General features: G+C 71.6%; 15 protein-coding genes, 1 tRNA gene and 1 pseudogene. 11 read left to right on the top strand and 6 right to left on the bottom strand.

Going from position 1 to position 16,933, the window contains the following annotated elements:
- Nucleotides 1-292: pseudogene (locus tag BKE38_RS16620) on the bottom strand (hypothetical protein); the annotation flags it as partial.
- 130 nt (nt 293-422) lie between these two features.
- Here BKE38_RS16620 and BKE38_RS16615 point away from each other — a divergent pair.
- From BKE38_RS16615 to BKE38_RS16605, 3 genes are all read left to right on the top strand, one after another.
- Nucleotides 423-1,418 carry an NADP-dependent oxidoreductase gene (locus tag BKE38_RS16615; protein WP_076958396.1) on the top strand — a complete coding sequence of 332 codons (996 nt, stop codon included), beginning with the start codon at nt 423-425 and terminating at the stop codon, nt 1,416-1,418.
- A gap of 121 nt (nt 1,419-1,539) precedes the next feature.
- Nucleotides 1,540-1,941: a CopD family protein gene (locus BKE38_RS16610; RefSeq protein WP_076958395.1), complete on the top strand. Its 402-nt coding sequence runs from the start codon at nt 1,540-1,542 to the stop codon at nt 1,939-1,941.
- A gap of 150 nt (nt 1,942-2,091) precedes the next feature.
- Nucleotides 2,092-4,653: a cation:proton antiporter gene (locus tag BKE38_RS16605; protein WP_083747602.1), complete on the top strand. Its 2,562-nt coding sequence runs from the start codon at nt 2,092-2,094 to the stop codon at nt 4,651-4,653.
- 4 nt (nt 4,654-4,657) lie between these two features.
- On the opposite strand, the gene BKE38_RS16600 is transcribed toward BKE38_RS16605, so the two are convergent.
- Nucleotides 4,658-5,371, bottom strand: coding sequence for a pirin family protein (locus BKE38_RS16600; RefSeq protein WP_076958394.1), 714 nt, complete (start codon nt 5,369-5,371; stop codon nt 4,658-4,660).
- A 235-nt stretch (nt 5,372-5,606) separates the two neighbouring features.
- On the opposite strand from BKE38_RS16600, the gene BKE38_RS16595 reads away from it, so the two are divergent.
- The 7 genes from BKE38_RS16595 to hpf all read left to right on the top strand — a co-directional run bounded on the left by BKE38_RS16595 (nt 5,607) and on the right by hpf (nt 11,588).
- Nucleotides 5,607-5,690: transfer RNA gene (locus tag BKE38_RS16595), tRNA-Leu, on the top strand.
- 83 nt (nt 5,691-5,773) lie between these two features.
- Nucleotides 5,774-6,430 carry a ribonuclease D gene (locus BKE38_RS16590; RefSeq protein ID WP_076958397.1) on the top strand — a complete coding sequence of 219 codons (657 nt, stop codon included), beginning with the start codon at nt 5,774-5,776 and terminating at the stop codon, nt 6,428-6,430.
- A gap of 260 nt (nt 6,431-6,690) precedes the next feature.
- The gene (gene lptC / locus BKE38_RS16585) at nt 6,691-7,389 is read left to right on the top strand and encodes an LPS export ABC transporter periplasmic protein LptC (RefSeq protein WP_076958393.1); all 699 of its coding nucleotides are present in this window, start codon (nt 6,691-6,693) and stop codon (nt 7,387-7,389) included.
- Nucleotides 7,386-8,399 (top strand): LptA/OstA family protein, encoded by a 1,014-nt coding sequence (locus BKE38_RS16580; RefSeq protein WP_076958392.1) that lies wholly within the window; start codon nt 7,386-7,388, stop codon nt 8,397-8,399. The genes lptC and BKE38_RS16580 overlap by 4 nt, the downstream gene beginning before the upstream one ends.
- A complete protein-coding gene (gene lptB, locus BKE38_RS16575) occupies nt 8,396-9,148 on the top strand; it encodes an LPS export ABC transporter ATP-binding protein (protein WP_076958391.1) in 753 nt (250 codons plus the stop codon). Before BKE38_RS16580 ends, lptB begins: the two co-directional genes overlap by 4 nt.
- Before the next feature lie 52 nt (nt 9,149-9,200).
- Nucleotides 9,201-10,712 (top strand): RNA polymerase factor sigma-54, encoded by a 1,512-nt coding sequence (gene rpoN, locus BKE38_RS16570; RefSeq protein WP_076958390.1) that lies wholly within the window; start codon nt 9,201-9,203, stop codon nt 10,710-10,712.
- 207 nt (nt 10,713-10,919) lie between these two features.
- A complete protein-coding gene (gene hpf / locus BKE38_RS16565; protein WP_076958389.1) occupies nt 10,920-11,588 on the top strand; it encodes a ribosome hibernation-promoting factor, HPF/YfiA family in 669 nt (222 codons plus the stop codon).
- Nucleotides 11,589-11,859: 271 nt separating this feature from the next.
- On the opposite strand, the gene BKE38_RS16560 is transcribed toward hpf, so the two are convergent.
- The 3 genes from BKE38_RS16560 to pdxH all read right to left on the bottom strand — a co-directional run bounded on the left by BKE38_RS16560 (nt 11,860) and on the right by pdxH (nt 15,066).
- The gene (locus tag BKE38_RS16560; RefSeq protein ID WP_076958388.1) at nt 11,860-12,735 is read right to left on the bottom strand and encodes a universal stress protein; all 876 of its coding nucleotides are present in this window, start codon (nt 12,733-12,735) and stop codon (nt 11,860-11,862) included.
- Nucleotides 12,736-13,024: 289 nt separating this feature from the next.
- Nucleotides 13,025-14,473: a bifunctional aminoglycoside phosphotransferase/ATP-binding protein gene (locus tag BKE38_RS16555; RefSeq protein WP_076958387.1), complete on the bottom strand. Its 1,449-nt coding sequence runs from the start codon at nt 14,471-14,473 to the stop codon at nt 13,025-13,027.
- Nucleotides 14,470-15,066 carry a pyridoxamine 5'-phosphate oxidase gene (pdxH, locus tag BKE38_RS16550; protein ID WP_076958386.1) on the bottom strand — a complete coding sequence of 199 codons (597 nt, stop codon included), beginning with the start codon at nt 15,064-15,066 and terminating at the stop codon, nt 14,470-14,472. The genes BKE38_RS16555 and pdxH overlap by 4 nt, the downstream gene beginning before the upstream one ends.
- Before the next feature lie 124 nt (nt 15,067-15,190).
- On the opposite strand from pdxH, the gene fabI reads away from it, so the two are divergent.
- On the top strand, nt 15,191-16,021 hold the full coding sequence (gene fabI, locus BKE38_RS16545; protein ID WP_076958385.1) for an enoyl-ACP reductase FabI: 831 nt from the start codon (nt 15,191-15,193) through the stop codon (nt 16,019-16,021).
- A gap of 79 nt (nt 16,022-16,100) precedes the next feature.
- Here the strand turns inward: fabI and BKE38_RS16540 are convergent.
- Nucleotides 16,101-16,933 (bottom strand): DUF4189 domain-containing protein (locus BKE38_RS16540; protein WP_131829625.1); only part of this gene is annotated, 833 nt, incomplete at its 5' end.

Below are 16,933 nucleotides of genomic sequence, written 5' to 3'. Positions count from 1 at the left end.
CCAGCGGCGCGCCGCTGGCCCCGCCATGGTCCCGGGCATGCAGAGAAATCCCGTCGAAGACGGCCTGAAAAGACATCTCCGCCGCGGCCAGGTCGGTCTGCCGCGCGGCCCGCGCCAGCCGGCCATAGGCTTGGCCCAGCAGCCGGTCCGGCAGCCCGTGCAGCCCGCGCAGGCTGCCCAGCAGCGGCCCGTCCGGCGGCGCCACCAGCAGCCGTCCCAGCAGCGCGAACAGCCGCGCCCGCTCCAGCGCCAGCAGGTCGAGATCCGGGGCCGGCGCGGCGGGAAAGGTCATGCTGATGGCGGATCCAGAGGGAACGGGCGGCGCGGTGGCCGGCTTCTCCCTTGTGCCGCCCGCCCCCGAGGCTTGGCAAGCCTGCCGGCAGGTCCAAAACTCTCTCCCGACCACATCCCGGAGAAACGCAGTGAGCAATCCCCAGATCCTGCTGAAGGCCCGCCCCGCCGGCCGGCCCGGCCCGGAGCATTTCGAATTCGTCGAAAGCGCCATGCCCGCGCCGGGCCGCGGCGAGGTGCTGCTGCGCCACCGCTTCCTCTCGCTCGACCCCTATATGCGCGGCCGGATGGACGACACCGCCTCCTATGCCGCGCCGGTGGCGCTGGGCGGCGTCATGGAGGGCGAATGCGTCGCCGAGGTGCTGGAAAGCCAGCATGACGGCTTCGCCCCCGGCGACTGGGTGCGCGGCGCCCGCGGCTGGCAGGGCTTCTCCGCCGCCCATGGCAGCAGCCTGGTGAAGATTCCGAAGGATGGCGGCGGCGTGTCGCATTCCGCCTATCTCGGCGTGCTCGGCATGCCCGGCACCACCGCCTGGGTCGGCGTCACCGAGATCGGCCGGCCCAAGCCGGGCGATGTCTTCGTCGTCAGCGCCGCCTCCGGCGCGGTCGGCGGCGTCGCCGGGCAGATCGCCAGGAAATACGGCTGCCGGGTGATCGGCATCGCCGGCGGGCCGGAGAAGTGCCGCTACGTCAAGGACGTGCTTGGCTTCGACGACTGCCTGGATCACCGCGGCGACCTGCCCGCCGCCCTCGACGCCGCCTGCCCGGACGGCATCGACGTCTATTTCGAGAATGTCGGCGGGCCGGTGCAGGAAGCCGTGCTGCCCCGCATGCGCGCCTTCGGCCGCATCGCCTTCTGCGGCTCGGTCGCCACCTACAACACCCGCCCCCTGCCGCCCGGGCCCAACCTGTCGATCCTGACGCGGCGCAAGCTGACGCTGCAGGGCTTCATCGTCTCCGACCACCCGCTGGCCTGGCCGGTCTGGCGCGAGCGCGGCGCCGCCTGGCTGCGCGACGGGTCGCTGAAGTTCAAGGAAGACGTGGTGGAAGGGCTGCAGAACGCGCCGGATGCCTTCGTCGGGCTGCTCGAGGGGAAGAACTTTGGCAAGCTGGTGATCAAGATCTGAAGAAAGTTCCGGGGGAATGAATTCCCCCGGACCCCCTTCTCTTCCTATCAGTGCTGCCGCGCCAGGGTGGACCGGCGGGCCCCTGCCCCCCGCCACCCTCGCGACCTGAAGGGGATACCCAATGGACGGCTACCTGCTGCTGCGCGCGCTCCACATCACCGCCATCGCCACCTGGATCGGCGGCATGCTCGCCAACAGCCTCGCCCTCGCCCATGCCCAGAAGCACCCGAACGTGCTGCGCGCGGTGCGCCTCTGGGACAGCCACGTCTCCAACGGCGCCATGGCGCTGGCCTGGATCCTGGGCATCACCCTGGCCATCCAGGGCGGCTGGTTCAGCCAGGGCTGGCTGCATGTGAAGTTCCTGCTGGTCCTGGCCCTCTCCGCCCTGCACGGCATGCAGTCGGCAGGGCTGCGCCGCCTGTCGAACGGCGGCAACCCGCCGCGCGCCATCACGGCGAAGCCCTGGCTGCCGGTCGTCGCCCTGCTGCTGATCGCGCTGCTGGCGGGCACCAAGCCATTCTGACCGGCGGCAACGCCGGGTAAGGCATTGCAACCGTCAAGCCCCGGCCGGCCGCCCGCCCCATATCTGCCTTGAAGCCGCCGGATATCCGGCCGCACCCCGCAGAGCCCGGCGCCGCCCCACGGCGCTGGCCGAACTGAACTGACCTGAAAAATGCTGACGACGCTGCCCCATACCCTGCTGGCCATCGCCCTCCTGCTGATCGTCGTCAGCGCCATCCAGCCGCTCGCCCGATGGCTCATGCTGTCCAGCACCGTCATGCTCGCGGTGGTCGGCGTGCTGCTCGGCGGCGGCGCCACCCTGCTGCTGAACCTGCATGAAGGCCCGGCGCTGACCGAGGCGGCCGGGATGCTCATCCACATCCCGGTCAATGCCGAGGTCTTCCTGTTCATCTTCCTGCCGATCCTGGTGTTCCACGGCGCGCTGTCGATCGACGTGCGGCGGCTGGCGCGGGACTGGGCGCCGGTGCTGGTCATGGCCGTCGTCGCCGTGGTGGTGACCACGGCGGCGATCGGCTTCGCGCTCGCCCCGATCTCCGGCGTGCCGCTCACCGCCTGCCTGATGCTGGGCGCCATCGTGGCGACGACCGACCCCTCGGCGGTGGTCGGCATCTTCCACGAGATCGGCGCCAACAGCCGCCTGACCCGCCTGGTCGAGGGCGAGAGCCTGCTGAACGACGCCGCCGCCATCTCGATCTTCACCATCTTCCTGGCGCAGCTGACCGGCCAGCACCCGGCCGCCCCGCTGGAGGCGGCGCTGACCTTCTTCCTCTCCTTCGGCGGCGGGCTGCTGGTGGGCTTCGTGCTGGCCCGGCTGATGCTGGCGGTGCTGCCCTGGCTGGGCGGCAACCGCACCGCCGAGGTCACCCTGACGCTCGCCCTGCCCTATGTCGCCTATATCCTCTGCGACGAGGTCTTCGGCTTTTCCGGCGTGGTGGCCGCCGCCGCGGCCGGGCTGACGGTCTCGGCCGTGGGCCCTTCGACCTTCCGGCCGCAGAGCTGGCAGTTCCTGCAGGACATCTGGGCGCAGCTCTCCTTCTGGTCGAGCTCGATGGTCTTCATCCTGGCCTCGATGCTGGTGCCGCGGCTGATGCTGGGGATGGAGCAGCGCGACCTGCTGCTGATCGGCGTCACCATCCTGGCGGCGACCGCGGCGCGCGCCGCGGTGCTGTTCGGCGTCATGCCGCTGCTGCTGGTGCTGCGCCTGTCGCAGCGCGTGCCGATCCCCTTCAAGGTCACCATGCTCTGGGGGGGCCTGCGCGGCGCCATCACCCTGGCCCTGGCCCTGTCGGTCACCGAGAACGGCGCCGTCCCCTCCCAGGTGCAGCAATTCGTCGCCATCGTCGCCACCGGCTATGTCCTGTCGACGCTGCTGGTGAACGGCACCACCCTGCGCTTCCTGGTGCATTTCCTGAAGCTCGACCGCCTGTCGCCGGCCGACCAGGCGCTGCGCAACCAGGTGGTCGCCATCGGCCTGGGCGAGGTGCGCGACAAGCTGCGCGACACCGCGGCCGACTATGGCTTCGCCGCCCCTCCCACCGCCCATGTCGTCGAGATGTACGACCGCCGGGTGAAGGTGGAGACCGCGGCCAACACCTTCGACACCGCCATCAGCGACCGCGAGCGCGTCATCCTCGGCCTGATCACCTTCGCCAGCCAGGAGCGCTCCGTGCTGCTGGAGCTGTTCCAGGAGCAGGGCCTGTCGCGCCGCGTCATGGAAAGCCTGTTGTGGAGCGCCGAGAGCATGATCGACGGCGCCCGGGCCGAGGGACGGCTCGGCTATATCCAGGCCGCCCGCCGCCGGCTGCAGCCCAGCGCGCGCTTCCATGTCGCGCAATGGCTGCACCGCCAGTTCCGCATCGACAAGCCGCTGATGCATTGCATGGCCGAGCGCTTCGAGATGCTGCTGCTGAGCCGCCTGGTCGCCACCTCGATGTCGCGCTTCATGCGCCGCCGCATGGAGCCGGTGCTGGGCGAGCGCGTGACCGAAGTCGTGCGCGACATCGTCGGCCGCCGCGAGGAGCTGCTGCAGGACGCCATGGACACGCTGCGCCTGCAGTATCCGGGCTATGCCGAGGCGCTGGAGACCCGCCTGCTGCGCCAGCTGGGCATCCGCCTGGAGGCCGAGGAATACGCCACCTTGCAGCGCGAATCCCTGGTCGGCGAGGAGCTGCATGACGAGCTGATGCGCGGGCTGGAGGCGATGCGCCAGCAGATCTCCCGGCCCTTGCAGTTCAACATCCAGTCGGGCCTCGACAAGCGCATCGCCGAGTTCCCGGTCTTCGCCGGGCTGCAGGAGGCGCTGCTGCACGACTTGGCGATGAGCGTCACCAGCCGCTTCGTGGTGCCGGGCGAATGGATCTACCGCCGCGGCCACCGGGCGCGCTCGGTCTATTTCATCAGCCGCGGCGAGGCCAGCCTGCAGCAGGACGGGCACGAGGTGCTGCTGACCCATGGCGACGTGCTGGGCGAGGCGGAGGTGATCCACCCGGCGCGCCGCGCCGGCCGGGCGCGGGCCACCAGCTTCTGCCACCTGCTGGAACTGGGTGCGGCCGATTTCCGCCGCCTGCTGGCCGAGGCCCCGGAGCTCGCCCGCCGCATCGAGCGCATCGCCGAGCAGCGCGCCCCGGCCGAGGCGGCGCCCGCCCTGCCGGCGGCCGCACCCGCCCCGGTGCTGCTGGGCCTGGACAAGCTGGCGGCGCCGCGGGAGGGGTGAGGCCTCACCCCTCCGGCGCCGTCTCCACCAGCACCAGCTCCGCCCCTTCGCCGCCGGCGACCAGGGACAGCGTCTCGGCGCCGGCGATCGCCGCGGCGTCGCGCTCGTCGAGGCGCTCGCCGTTCAGCGTGACGCTGCCACGGGCCACGACCAGGTAGGCCATCCGTCCGGCAGCGACGGAGGCCGTCGCGGCCCCCCCGGCGGCAAGCTTCGCCGCCAGCACCGCGGCATCGGCGTTCAGCGGCAGCGCGTCGCCGCCGGCCTCGGCCTCCCGCCCGCTGGCCAGGGCCACGAAGCCGGCGCCGGCCTCGCGCGGGAAGGCGCGGCTGCCCCAGCGCGGCGGCTGGCCGCGCTGATCCGGCGTGATCCAGATCTGGAACAGCGTCGTGGTCACCGGCTCCAGATTGTATTCGGCATGGGTGATGCCGGTCCCCGCCGACATGACCTGCACGTCGCCGGCCTCGGTGCGGCCCTGGTTGCCCAGGTTGTCGCGGTGGCTGATCGCGCCTTCGCGGACATAGGTCACGATCTCCATCTCGCGGTGCGGATGCGGGTCGAAGCCGGTGCCCGGCGCGATGGCGTCGTCGTTCCAGACCCGGATGCGGCCCCAGCCCATGCGGCCGGCCTCGCGGTAATGGCCGAAGGCGAAGTGGTGCCGGGCCGACAGCCAGCCATGCTCGGCGCGGCCCAGGCTGGCGAAGCGGCGGATCTCGATCATCGGCGGGGTCTCCTGGAGGCGGGTCGTGGCTCACCCCTGGATAGGCCCGGCGCCGCCCACCCGGCGATGCAGCCGCCCGGATCACCGCCATCACGCCCGGTGATGGTGGCAACGCCCGCCAGGCTCCCGCTTCCCGCCCGATCAATCCTGCGTCGTAATTTTGTAAAAACCCCCGTTGACGGGGGGCCGCGCCGCCCATAAAAGCCCCTCCACGCCGCAAGGCACTTCGCCCCTCGCCCAGGTGGTGGAATTGGTAGACGCGCTGGCTTCAGGTGCCAGTGACCGCAAGGTCGTGAAGGTTCGAGTCCTTTCCTGGGCATATCTACCCCCTCCCCCTCCACTACGGGGACTGCCATCCACAGGATGGCACATGGTTCGACAGGAAGCCGGGGGATGGCGAAAATGGCACAGACCCTTTTCGTCCCGAAGATGATCAAGCTCCACAAACACGATTTGCCCGCCGGCCTCGATTTCGGGTCCGTCGTCGCGATCGACACCGAGACCATGGGCCTGGACCCGCGGCGCGACCGGCTGTGCCTGGTGCAGCTTTCCGCCGGCGACGGCACGGCGCATTGCGTGCAGATCATCCCGGAAGCCCTTGGCGGCCGCGGCGCCGACTGCCCGAACCTCAAGGCGCTGCTGGCGGATCCCGCCGTCACCAAGCTGTTCCACTTCGCCCGCTTCGACGTCGCCATCCTGCGCGCGGCGCTGGGCGTCGAATGCGCCCCCGTCCGCTGCACCAAGATCGCCGCCAAGCTGGTCCGCACCTTCACCGAGCGGCATGGCCTGAAGGATCTGTGCCGCGAGCTGCTGGGCGTCGACATCTCCAAGCAGCAGCAGAGCTCCGACTGGGGCGCCGCCGAGCTGACGCCGGAGCAGCTGGCCTATGCCGCCTCCGACGTGCTGCACCTGCATGCGCTCTGGGCCAGGCTGGAGGCGCTGCTCAAGCGCGAGGGCCGGCTGGAGCTGGCCGAGGCCTGCTTCCGCTTCCTGCCCACCCGCGGCCAGCTCGACCTGATGGGCTATGACGAGCCCGATATCTTTTCCCACTCTGCCTGACGCCTGAGGGCCCCGCTGACGCCCGGCGAAAAAGCCCCGCCAGCCCTCAAGCTTGGCATGGTTTTTGGTAGGCTGGCACAGTCTCGCGTTGACCCTGGCAGGGTGCCGCCCCATACAAAGGGGGTGAGCCGCTTTTCCGCCCTGCCCGGCACGCCTGCCGCCTCGCGCTGCCCCGACCGCGGGCCGCGGGCGGCGGGGGAAGACGCTCCCCGTCTTGTCACCCGGATCCTTTCGGCACAGCAGGCCAGCAAAGCCCCCGCATGAACCCGTCCTCTCCCCCGCGCGGCCAATCCGCCGCGCCCCGCGCCGAGCGCACCGCCGGCAAGGGCCGGCAGCTGCTGCCCTCCCGCGCGCGGCTGGCGATGGATGCCGGGTCGATGGCGCGCTACCGCTTCGCCGTCGGCCTGGCCAAGTGGCTGCTGCCGGTCGGCGCCCTGGCGGTGCTGGCCGCCATCGCCCTCTGGCCGGAATTCGACCGCGCCGAGGATCGCGGCCGCCTGGCCTTCCGCCGCGTCGCCCAGACCAGCGCCGAGGCGCTGCGCCTGGCCTCGCCGCGCTACCAGGGCATCGACGAGCAGGACCGCCCCTACAACGTCACCGCCGCCACCGCCCTGCAGCAGGATCCGGCGGCGCCGATCGCGCTCGAGCGGCCGCGCGCCGACATGATCATGAACAACGGCACCTGGGTGCTGCTGGAGGCGCAGCAGGGCCGCTATGCCCGCGACGCCAACCACCTGTCGCTGCAGGGCCAGGTGACGCTCTGGCACGACGACGGCAGCACGCTGAAGACCGAGGCGGCCGAGATCGACATCGCCGCCGGCGGCGCCACCGGCGACCGCCCGGTCGCCGCCCAGGGCCCTTTCGGCACCCTGGTCAGCGAGGGCTTCCGGCTGGAAAACCGTGGCCAGGTGGTGGTCTTCACCGGCAACGCCAAAGCAGTCCTGGAGGGCGGCCGATGACCTTTTTCCGTTGGGGCAGACTGGGTGGCCTGCCCACCGTCGCTCTCCTGGCGGCGCTGGCCGTCGCGCCGCAGGCGGCGCGGGCGCAGCAGCTCGACCTGACCCAGGGCGGCCCGGTCGAGGTCACCGCCACCGACGGCATCGAGTGGCGCCAGCAGGAGCAGGTGGTGATCGCCCGCGGCAGCGCCCGCGCGGTGCGTGGCGGCGTGACGCTGACTGCCGACCGGCTGATCGCCCGCTACCGCCCGCGCGCCGGCGCCCCTGCCGCGGCCGGCACCCAGGGTGACACGCCGATGTCGGGCGGCGAGATCTGGCGCCTGGAAGCGGAAGGAAATGTCCGCATCGACAGCGCCACCGACCATGCCGAGGGCGACCGCGCGGTCTACGACATGGACCAGGCGGTGATGGTGCTGACCGGCCGCGCGCTGAAGCTGACCACGCCGCAGAACGTGCTGACCTCGCGCGACAGCATGGAATACTGGCCGGGCAAGCGGATGGCCGTGGCGCGCGGCGCCGCCGTGGTGGTGACCGCCGACCAGCGCCGCATCGCCGCCGACACGCTGGTCGGTTATTTCCGCGACCAGGGCGCGGCCGCGGCCTCCAATGCCCGCCCGGCGCCCGCCGCCGCCCAGCCGGCGCGCAACCCGGTCACCGGACAGCCGACGACGCCCGGCCAGGGCAGCCAGCTGGACCGCGTCGAGGCCTTCGGCAATGTCGAGATCCGCACCACCGGCGAGGTGGTGCGCGGCGACCGTGGCGTCTACTCCGAGACCACCGGCATGTCGCGCCTGCTGGGCGGCGTCCGCATCACCCGCGGCGACAACCAGCTGAACGGCCAGGAAGCCATCGTCAACATGCGGACGGGCGTGGCCCGCCTGGTCTCCACCCCGGGCCAGCGCGTCCAGGGGTTGATCATCCCGCAGCAGGGGCAGCAGGCTTTGCAGCCCCAGGGGCAGCCCCAGCCGAACAACCAGCAGCAGCAGAACCAAGGCGGAGCGCGTAGCCGGTGAGCACCCCTCTCAAGGTCGTCCCCGGCGAGGGCGGGCTGGTCGCGACCGGCCTGGGCAAGCGCTACAAGAAGCGTCCCGTCGTCCGCAACGTCTCGCTCAGCGTCAAGCGCGGCGAGGCGGTCGGCCTGCTGGGCCCGAACGGCGCCGGCAAGACCACCACCTTCTACATGATCACCGGCCTGGTCCGTCCCGACCAGGGCCAGGTCTTCATGGACGGCCACGACGTCACCACCCTGCCGATGTACCGCCGCGCCCGCATGGGGCTGGGCTACCTGCCGCAGGAGGCCTCGATCTTCCGCGGCCTGACGCTGGAGGACAATATCCGCGCGGCGCTCGAGGTGGTCGAGCCGGTCCGCGCCCGGCGCGAGCAGATGCTGGACTCGCTGCTGGCCGAGTTCGGCCTGACGCATCTGCGCCGCTCGCCCTCGCTGGCGCTGTCGGGCGGCGAGCGCCGCCGCTGCGAGATCGCCCGCGCGCTGGCCACCCACCCCGCCTATGTCCTGCTGGACGAGCCCCTGGCCGGCATCGACCCGATCGCGGTGGGCGAGATCCGCGACCTGGTGAAGCACCTGAAGAACCGCGGCATCGGCGTGCTGATCACCGACCACAATGTCCGCGAGACGCTGGAGATCATCGACCGCGCCTATATCCTGCATGACGGCCAGGTGCTGATGGAAGGCACGCCGCAGGACATCGTCGCGCATGAAGGCGTCCGCCGCGTCTATCTGGGCGAGCGGTTCAGCCTCTAGCATGCGCGCCCGGCCGGCCCTTTCGGTTTTCCGTCAGGCAGGCTGACCGCGCATGGCCATCGGTCCCCGCCTGGATCTGCGCCACAGCCAGTCGCTGGTGATGACGCCGCAGCTGCGGCAGGCCATCAAGCTGCTGCAGTCCTCGAATCTCGAGGTCAGCGCCTTCGTCGAGGAGGAGCTGGAGCGCAACCCGCTGCTGGAGCGCGACGAGCGGCCCGAACTGCCGCCCGAGCGCCCGGATCCGCGGGCCGAACCGCCGGCCGGCGCGGCCCCGGCCGACAGCTTCGACAGCACCGCCTCGGCCACCATGCCGTCGGAGGCGGAGGCGCCGCTCGACATCCGCGACTGGTCCAACGTCTATGACGGCGACGGGCCCTCCCTCGGCGAGGGCGGCGGCCGCGGCGGCCGCCTCGACTTCGAGGGCGACGAGCGCGGCATCGAGGACCTGGCCATCGCCCGCCCGCGCAGCCTGCGCGAGGAACTGGCCGAGCAGGTCCGGCTGAGCTTCGCCGATCCCGGCGACCGGCTGATCGCGGCGCAGCTGATCGCCCTGCTCGACCCCTCCGGGCGGCTCGCCGCCGAGGATGCCGCCATCGCCCAGGCGCTGGGCTGCGACACGGCGCGCATTGCGGCGATCCGCGCCCGGCTGCAGCGCTTCGACCCGGCCGGGCTGTTCTGCCGCAGCCTGGCCGAATGCCTGGCGGTGCAGCTGGCCGAGCGCAACCGGCTGGACCCGGCGATGCAGGCGCTGCTGGACAATCTGGAGCTCCTGGCGCGGCGCGACATGCGCGGGCTGCTGAAGGTCTGTGGCGTCGATGCCGAGGACCTGGCCGAGATGGTGGCCGAGCTGAAGCGGCTCGACCCCAAGCCGGGCGCCGATTACGACGCCGCCCCCGCGCCCGCCCTGCTGCCCGACGTGCTGATGCGCCGCGCGCCCGGCGTCCAGCTCGCGGGCGAGACGGTCGACTGGATCCTGGAGCTGAACCCCGACACCCTGCCGCGCGTGCTGGTCAACCGCGGCTTCCACGCCCGCGCCCAGGTCAGCGCCTCGCGCGAGGACAAGGCCTTCCTGTCGGAGAAGTTCCAGGCGGCGAACTGGCTGGTGAAAAGCCTGGAGCAGCGCGCCAGCACCATCCTGAAGGTCGCCGCCGAGATCGTCCGCCGCCAGGACGGCTTCTTCCGCCATGGCGTCGCGCATCTGCGGCCGCTGATCCTGCGCGACGTGGCGGAGGCGGTGGAGATGCATGAATCCACCGTCAGCCGGGTCACCGCGAACAAGTACATCGCGACGCCGCGCGGCCTGTTCGAGCTCAAGTATTTCTTCACCACGGCGATCGGCGGCACCACCGGCGGCGAGACCTTCAGCGCGGAAGCCATCCGCCACCGCATCCGCAGCATGGTCTCGGCGGAGACGGCGGAGGACATCCTGAGCGATGACGCCATTGTCGCAGCTTTGCGTCGGGAAGGAGTGGACATCGCCCGGCGGACAGTGGCCAAATACCGCGAGTCGTTGCGCATCCCATCTTCCGTGCAACGCAAGCGGGAGAAAGCCGTTCCGGCCTAGTGCGTGTTTGTCCGCAGAGGAGATCAAGGACACGAAACGCGCGACGTGACGTCGACTAGACCCTGATCAGCGCTGTGCTGGCGCTGATCAGGGCCTAGTCCCAACGGGAGAAGGCCGCCCCGGCCCGACCCGAAGCGGGCGTGACCCGCCGCTTCGCCGTCCCCGGGACGGCCCCTCCCCCACACAAGAAGGAGGGGTTACCCCGCCATGCACATCGTCGTTGCAGGGAAACAGGTCGAAACCGGCGAAGCCCTGAAGGTCCATGTGGCCGAAGGGCTGAACACGGTGACCAAAAAGTACTTCGACCACGCCCTGGAAGCGTTTGTCACCTTCTCCAAGAACCGCGCCTTCTTTGAATGCGCCATCGATATCCATGCCGGACGCGGGCTCAGCCTGCGCGGCGAGGGTGAAGGGCCCGACGCCCATCGCGCCTTCGACGAGGCCGCCTCGCATATCGCCAAGCGGCTGCGCCGCTACCGCCGCCGAATGAACGAGCATTCCCGCAACCTGGCCGATGAGCGCCTGCCGCCCTCGGCCGAGACCGCGCGCCAGGTGGTCCTGGCCCCGTTGCCCGACGAGCCGGACGAGGCCGTCGATTCCGCGACCCTGCTGGAAGAACCCGGCGAGGATCGCGGCGCGCCCGAAGCGGTGCAGGCGGCGAACGGTCATGCGCAGAATATCCAGACCGACCACGGCGCCATCATCGCCGAATCGCCGACCCAGATCACCCGGCTGAGCGTCAGCGAAGCGGTGATGCGACTCGATCTGGGCCAGGAGCCGGTGATGATGTTCCGCAACCAGACCAGCGGCGCGCTGAACGTCGTCTACCGCCGCGCCGATGGCCATATCGGCTGGATCGACACCACGGCGGCGTAACAGCCCAGGCAAAGCAAGGGATCGAAGACTCTGGGGGAATGAATTCCCCCAGGCCCCCTCTTTTGTTTTTCCCACCGGCCGCATCGGGACCCGCGCCTCACCACGGGCGATACCCGGGCAGCACGGCGGGACGCCAACACGAAAACAGCGCGACCTTGAAGGTCGCGCTGCGCATTGGCCGTGGCGGGTACTGTCGTCACGTAGACACGGCAGTCAGGCAGAAAAAAGAAGGGGTCCAGGGGAATTCATTCCCCTGGCCTTTCACCTTCCTTCAACGGCACATCAGCACCGGAATATCCGCATTCTCCAGCACATGCCGGGTCACCCCGCCCAGGATCAGCTGGCGCAGGCGGGAATGGCTGTAGGCACCCATGCAGAGAAGGTCGGCGTTGAAGTCGCGCGTCGCTCCCAGCAGTCCGGCGCCGACCTCGCGGGTCTGCGGCTTGAAGGGCACCGCCTCGGCCTGGATCTCGTGCCAGCGCAGATAGGCCTGCAGCCCTTCGGCGGCCGGGCCGCGGCGCTGGTAGTCGTCGCTGTAGAGCACCCGCACCGCTTCCGCGTGGTGCAGCCAGGGCAGCGCGGCGGCGACGGCGGCGGCGCTTTCGGCGGTGCCGTTCCAGGCGCAGCAGACGCGGTTGCCGATGGTGGCCGGCGACTGGCGCGGCGCGATCAGCACCGGGCGGCCGGAGTCGAACAGCACCGCATGCAGCGCGTCGGAGGAGGAGACATCCTCATCCGCCTCTGGGTGCGGCACCACCGCCATGTCGTAGAGGCGCGACTGCTGGGCGACCACGTCCTCCTCGCGCCCGGCGATGGATTCGAAGGACAGCGTCGGGCCTTCGGTCTTCAGCGCGCTTTCGGCGGACAGGGCGATGGTGACGTCGCGCCCCTGGACGAAACGCTCGAAGAGGGCGCGGACGCGGCCGGCGCGCTCGCCGCTCTCGCGCTCGGTGGCGGCCATCATCTCCTCGATCATGGCGCCCGACAGGCCTTCGCCGGCCAGCGGCGCCACGTCGCGGGCGTCGACCCGGACATGCAGGCAATGGACATGGGCGTTCCACATCCGCGCCACCATCAGCGCAGTGTTCAGCGCCGCTTCGCCCGCGGCGGTTCCGGTCAGCGGCAGCAGCAGCCGGCGATAGGCCATGGGTCGGTCTCCTTATCCTCGCCGGCGCGGGGCCGGGATACGCAGATGGCACAGCATCATTGTAATAACGGGAGGCCGCAAGAGGCCTGCCCGCAGGATGACGACGCGGGCAGGGGCCGATCTATTCCCGAGCATGCCCGGGTTTCTTCTATCATCTGGTGCGGGCTTCTGGGCGCCTTCACCAGCCGATAGAAAAGAGCGGGCCCCGCCGCCGGGTTTCATTCCCGCCGGCTTATGCGTTCACGCCAGGGTAAGACCCAGCGTAAGACAAAGCGCGGCCCGGGCCTCGTTAAATCGATGTTGGCATCGGGCCGGTGACGTCGAGGCGCTGCCAGGCGATGGCGCCCGGGTCGCGGGCGGCGGCGGCCTCCAGCACGGCGGGGCCGGCATCGGAGGCATCGCCGCGCCGGGCCGCGACCCGGTCGCGCAGCACCGCCAGCGGGGCTTCCAGCCAGATCCCCTGCAGCGGGATGCCGGCGGCCTTGCCCACCTCCTCGATGCCCTGGCGCATGGCCGGATCGAGGAAGGCGGCATCGGCGATGACGCTGTGGCCGGCGGCCAACGCGGCGCGGGCGGCATCGAAGAGTTCCTGGTGAACCGCGGCGCTGGCCGAGGCGGCATAGGCCTCCGGCGGCAGCCGTTCCTCGGGGGCCAGGCCGTGGCGGCGCTTGCGGATCTCGTCGCTGCGCAGGATCAGCGCGCCGGGCGCCGCGCCGATCGCCGGCGCCCAGCGGCGGGCCCAGAAGCTCTTGCCGCTGCCGGGCAGCCCGCCGATGGCGAGCAGCCGCGGGGCGACCGGCCGCAGCGCCGCCTCGGCCTGGGCGAGGCAGGGAAGACCGTCATCGCCGGTCCGCGCCAGGCAATGGGCGCGGATCAGCGCGCGCAGCGACAGCCAGAGCGGCAGGCCCTCGACCAGCGCCGCATCGCCGCTGCGCGCCACATAGCGGTTCAGCACCCGGTTGGCGGCGCTGCGCCCGACGATCCGGTCCAGGTCGGCCAGCAGGAAGGCCAGGTCGTAGCCGGTGTCGACCGTCGCCAGGGCCTCGTCGAATTCCAGCGCGTCGAAGGGCGCCGGATGGCCCTGCCACAGCAGCAGGTTGCCCAGATGCAGGTCGCCATGGCAGCGGCGCACGGCGCCGGCCGCGGCCCGCCGTGCCAGCCAGGGCGACAGGCGATCCAGCGCGGCGGCGGCGGCCGCGGCCCAGGCGGCGATGCGGGGCTCGGACAGTCCGGCGGCCAGGGCAGCGGCGCGGTTGCCCTCGATGACGCGGGCCAGGGCAGCGGGGGCGTCCCAGCCCCCGACCGGCGGCAGCGCGGCATGCAGGGCAGCCACGGCGTCGCCCAGCGCGTCCTGCATCGCCGCATCGAGGCCGCCGCGGCGGGCGACCGCGTCCAGGAAGTCGCTTTCGGGGACGCGGGCCATCTCCAGCGCCCATTCGACCGCCCCCCCCTCGCCGCCCAGGCGCAGCGCGCCGTCGGGGCCGCGGGTGAGCGGATGCACGGCGCGGTACAGCCCGGGGGCATGCGGCGCGTTCAGCGCCATCTCTCTCCGGGTGAAGCGCTGCCGGGCATCGAGGCTGGTGAAGTCGAGGAAGCCGAGATCGACCGCCTTCTTCAGCTTCAGCACCCGGTCAGCGCCGAGGAACAGCGCGGAGATATGCGTCTCGACCGGGGGATCGCCCCCGGCCAGGCGGCGGAGCAGCGCCGCGGCTTCGGCCTGCTCCGCGGGGATGCTCACGGGTAGAGCGTCTCGATCCGCCAATCACCGCCCGGCGCCGCGTGGAAGACCCGGCGGTCATGCAGGCGGAAGGGCATGTCCTGCCAGAATTCCAGCCGCGCCGGCAGCAGGCGGAAGCCGCCCCAATGCGGCGGGCGCGGGATCTCGGCGCCGGGGAAGCGTGCCTCGGCCTCGGCCAGGGCGCCTTCCAGCTCGGCCCGGCCGGACAGCGGACGGGACTGCTGCGAGGCCCAGGCGCCGAGGCGCGACAGCCGCGGGCGGGTCGCGTAATAGGCGTCGGACTCCGCCTCGGTGACTTCCTCGATGGCGCCCTCGACCCGCACCTGGCGGCGCAGCGACTTCCAGTGGAAGGCCAGCGCGGCGCGGGGATTGGCCAGCAGCTCGCCGCCCTTGCGGCTCTGCTTGTTGGTGAAGAACACGAAGCCGCGCTCGTCGAGGCCCTTCAGCAGCACGATGCGGACGGAGGGGAAGCCATCCGGCGTGCAGCTGGCCAGGCTCATGGCATTGGGGTCGTTGGCCTCGCTGGCCTCCGCCTCGGCCATCCAGGCGCGGAACAAAGCATATGGTTCGGTGGCGGCGATCGGCGCGGTCATGCAGCTCCCCCTTGCCCAGGCGTCGGGGGTGTGCCACCAGGACCCTACCCTTGCAACGGGGGAATACCCCCCGGAACTCCTGACGCCTTTCGTCACCTGTCATAAGAAACGGTCGCGCCTGCCCATGGACGTTGTTGCCCCTCTCCCCACCGGCACGCTGATGGCCGGCAAGCGCGGCCTGATCATGGGCGTGGCGAACGACCGCTCGATCGCCTGGGGCATTGCCCGCGCCATCGCCGCCCAGGGTGCCGAGATCGCCTTCACCTACCAGGGCGAGGCGCTGGAGAAGCGGGTGCGCCCGCTGGTCGAGAGCATCGGCGCCGAGATCCTGCTGCCCTGCGACGTGACCGACGAGGCCAGCATCGACGCGGTCTTCGCCGAGCTCGAGACGCGCTGGGGCAAGATCGACTTCCTGGTGCATGCCATCGGCTTCGCCGACAAGCAGTTCCTGCGTGGCCGCTACATGGACACGCCGCGCGAGGCCTTCCTGCAGGCCCTCGACATCTCCTGCTTCTCCTTCGTCTCGGTGTCGCGCCGGGCGGCGGCGCTGATGCCCGAGGGTGGCTCGCTGCTGACGCTGTCCTATCTGGGCGCCGAACGTGTCACGCCGCATTATAACGTGATGGGCGTCGCCAAGGCCGCGCTGGAGGCCTCGGTCCGCTACATGGCGGTCGATGTCGGCGGCCAGGGCGTGCGGGTCAACGCGATCAGCGCCGGGCCGATCAAGACGCTGGCGGCCAGCGGCATCGGCGACTTCCGCTACATCCTGAAGTGGAACCAGTACAACGCGCCGCTGAAGCGCAACGTCACCATCGACGATGTCGGCGGCGCCGGGCTCTACCTGCTGTCCGACCTGGGCGCCGGCGTCACCGGCGAGGTGCACCATGTCGATTGCGGCTACCACATCGTCGGCATGAAGGCCGAGGACGCGCCGGATATTTCCGTCGCCTCCTGACGCGCCGCGCCTGATCTGACGAAAGGCCCGGGGGGCGATGCCTCCCGGGCCTTTTTTCATGCGCTCGTCAGCGGCCGCCTCAGCCGGCGCATTCGCTGGCGACGATGCGGCAGGTGGCGCCGCGATGCCGCTGCCGGCAGTCGGCCAGGGCGTCATGCTCGGCCTCCAGCTGGCTCGGCCCGCTGCCCGGCGTCGCCAGCAGCACCTGGTAGGTCGAGGGATCGTCGGTCATCACCATGCTGCGGCTGGTGACACCCTGGGCGACGGCGCCGCAGCGCTCGCGGAACTCCATGGCCAGGCGGCAGGGCACGCCCTCCAGCCCCTTGCAGGCATTCTCGGCGCGGCGATGCGCCTGCATCCGATCGCCCTGCCCCAGCACCAGCCCGTAGCGCGCCGAGGGCGGCACCGCGACATAGATGGCTCCCGTGCCGGCAAAGCCGGCGCCGGACTGGGTCGGGTCCGGCGGCGGCGGGATCGGCGCCGGCTGCGGCATGCCCAGCGCCAGCGGGGGTTCCGCCGGCGACGGCGCCTCGGAGCGCGGGCCCGGATTGTGCGAGGTACCGGGCAAAGGAGCGGCCGGCGACCGCTGCGGCGCCGGGCCGGGACCGGGTGCCAGCGGCGGCGCCGGCAGGGGCGGCGGCGCGGCAGCCCCGGGCTGCGGCACCGGCGGCGCCGCCGGTGCCGCAGCCCGGCCGCTGGCCGGCGGCGCCATCACCGGCGGCGCCGGGGCGCGGCCCGGCTGCGGCGACGCCCCCGGCGGCAGCGGCGATGGCGGCGGCGTGGCGGGGGCTGGCGGCGTCATCGGCGCGACCGGGGCCGGCTGCGGCAGCGGCGCGGCGGGGGGCTGGGTGACCGGCGGCGCCGGGAGCCGGCCTTCCAGCGCCTGGCAGCGGGTCAGGCAGGACTGCACGC

The sequence above is a fragment of the Teichococcus deserti genome, assembly GCF_001982615.1.
Classification (GTDB): Bacteria; Pseudomonadota; Alphaproteobacteria; order Acetobacterales; family Acetobacteraceae; genus Pseudoroseomonas; species Pseudoroseomonas deserti.
The sequence above is the reverse complement of the archived record's forward strand: the minus strand, read 5'-3'. Positions and strand labels throughout refer to the sequence as shown.

What these genes read in the sequence shown, in the direction of transcription:
- BKE38_RS16610 (WP_076958395.1), top strand. Translation starts at nt 1,540, where the DNA reads ATGGACGGCTACCTGCTGCTGCGCGCGCTCCACATCACCGCCATCGCC.
- BKE38_RS16605 (WP_083747602.1), top strand. Translation starts at nt 2,092, where the DNA reads ATGCTGACGACGCTGCCCCATACCCTGCTGGCCATCGCCCTCCTGCTG.
- BKE38_RS16600 (WP_076958394.1), bottom strand. Translation starts at nt 5,371, where the DNA reads ATGATCGAGATCCGCCGCTTCGCCAGCCTGGGCCGCGCCGAGCATGGC.
- BKE38_RS16590 (WP_076958397.1), top strand. Translation starts at nt 5,774, where the DNA reads ATGGCACAGACCCTTTTCGTCCCGAAGATGATCAAGCTCCACAAACAC.
- lptC (WP_076958393.1), top strand. Translation starts at nt 6,691, where the DNA reads ATGAACCCGTCCTCTCCCCCGCGCGGCCAATCCGCCGCGCCCCGCGCC.
- BKE38_RS16580 (WP_076958392.1), top strand. Translation starts at nt 7,386, where the DNA reads ATGACCTTTTTCCGTTGGGGCAGACTGGGTGGCCTGCCCACCGTCGCT.
- rpoN (WP_076958390.1), top strand. Translation starts at nt 9,201, where the DNA reads ATGGCCATCGGTCCCCGCCTGGATCTGCGCCACAGCCAGTCGCTGGTG.
- hpf (WP_076958389.1), top strand. Translation starts at nt 10,920, where the DNA reads ATGCACATCGTCGTTGCAGGGAAACAGGTCGAAACCGGCGAAGCCCTG.
- BKE38_RS16560 (WP_076958388.1), bottom strand. Translation starts at nt 12,735, where the DNA reads ATGGCCTATCGCCGGCTGCTGCTGCCGCTGACCGGAACCGCCGCGGGC.
- pdxH (WP_076958386.1), bottom strand. Translation starts at nt 15,066, where the DNA reads ATGACCGCGCCGATCGCCGCCACCGAACCATATGCTTTGTTCCGCGCC.
- fabI (WP_076958385.1), top strand. Translation starts at nt 15,191, where the DNA reads ATGGACGTTGTTGCCCCTCTCCCCACCGGCACGCTGATGGCCGGCAAG.